The 1,496-nt window shown below is 60.2% G+C and carries 2 protein-coding genes; both read right to left on the bottom strand.

Annotated elements, in window-relative coordinates; genetic code table 11:
• Positions 1 to 503: hypothetical protein (locus BV106_RS06005; RefSeq protein WP_265595379.1), on the bottom strand; the 503-nt coding region annotated here is incomplete at its 3' end.
• 392 nt (positions 504 to 895) lie between these two features.
• The coding region (locus BV106_RS06000) for an RNA 3'-terminal phosphate cyclase (protein ID WP_265595378.1) at positions 896 to 1,496 on the bottom strand (601 nt) is incomplete at its 5' end.

The raw sequence follows: 1,496 nt of genomic DNA, 5'->3' as shown, positions 1-1,496 counted from the left end.
GTGGTCAACCGCAGGAACGGAGCCCCGCCCGCCCCTGGCAGGGGTGTTTCCGCGAACTTCACTTTGATCGTGGCGGGCCCGGTTTGCGGCGCGACAAAGAGGAGGTTGTCCTCCACCACGGTGAGGCGGGTGTCGGGCGGATCCACGCTGGCCACCGTCAGCCCAGCGCCCATCAGCGGGATGCGCTCCCACTTCCCGGCAAAGCTTTCCACTTTGAACTCAGCTTCCACCCCCACCTTACCCGAGGACAAGTCGGCGCGAAACAACGCGGCAAGCAACAAGCCCTCGGGCAATGGTTCTGGGGGAACAGGGGTTTTCGCCGCATGCGCCTCATCCCAGAGCTTCTTGAGCTCCGAGTAGGGGATGCGGACCTCCGCTTTATCCAGCAGAGTAGGAGAGGCAGCCTGCCCGCCAGCTTCCTGGCCGAATCCGGTCGCTTTTCCAAAGGTCATCAATCCAGAAGCGACCAGCAAAGGAAGCGCAAAAGCGGGTGGGCATTTCATGAGCGCATCCTCCCACCCCCACGTGAAACGTTGATGAACCGCTCATGAAAAGACTGTGAAATATCCAAGAAACGGCAGAGAAACTTTCGGGGTGGGGTTGAACAACTAAGGACCTGAGGCTGTTCTGTTCCTACTCCGCATCCAATCACTCTTGATTGTAGGGCAACCGCTTTGGTTGCCTCAATCGGAGGCAGCGCGCGTCGAGCGGAGCGCTTGCCCTAAAGCGGCAGAGGAGGACGCCTTGACAACTTCCGCCGTTGCACTCCATCCTCTGGGCGTAGCGTTTGTACGAACAGAGCCCCGCTGGCATTTTCGGGAGGCAGTTCAAAGGGGCAGCCCAAAGTAATCCAGAGCTTTTGTATTGTAAGACGTGATTCAGTGCGACTGACGAGCTAAAGCTCTTTGCTACTTTCTCGTGCCCCTGACTTCAGGTCTGACGTCTGGAATCTGGCAGTCTGGTGTCTAATGCGTATTTCCTTCATCCCCCGCTCCTTCTCCTCGACCTCAAACGCCACGTCCAGAAACTGCGGAATGAGCGCCATGTTGCTCACGGTGTGCCGGCTCAGGGCGAAGGTGGTGAAGGAGCCTTTGCCGGCGAGGGCGAGGGGCAGCAGGAGTTGATCGGTCAGGTGCACGCCCACCGGGGCGTCGTTCTCCAGGTACTTGATCAGGCCTTTGGCGGCGGAGGAGCCAACCTGCTCGGCGGAGCGTCCCATCTGGGCGACCGAGGAGGACAGCTCCGTAATGTGCTCGAACCGGGCTCCGAGCATGACGATGTTGCCCGGGCCGGTGCTTTCGGGCACGGCACGGACACTGACCAACTCCGGCTCCCAACCCAGGTTGCCCAGCAGGGTCTTCACCTCACGCTGCACAATGCTGCCATCGAGGTGGGCGTTGAGCACGGTGCCAAACTTGGTCACCAGCTCACCGCGTTCATGCAGATCGAGCTTCTTCCACTTCTTCACCGGGGTGATGTCGGCCTTCAGGAAGCCG

Origin of the sequence: Verrucomicrobium sp. BvORR106, from assembly GCF_000739655.1 — a bacterium.
In the GTDB taxonomy this organism is placed as follows: domain Bacteria; phylum Verrucomicrobiota; class Verrucomicrobiia; order Verrucomicrobiales; family Verrucomicrobiaceae; genus Verrucomicrobium.
Note: the sequence above shows the minus strand (reverse complement) of the source record. Positions and strands in the feature narration are given on the sequence as shown.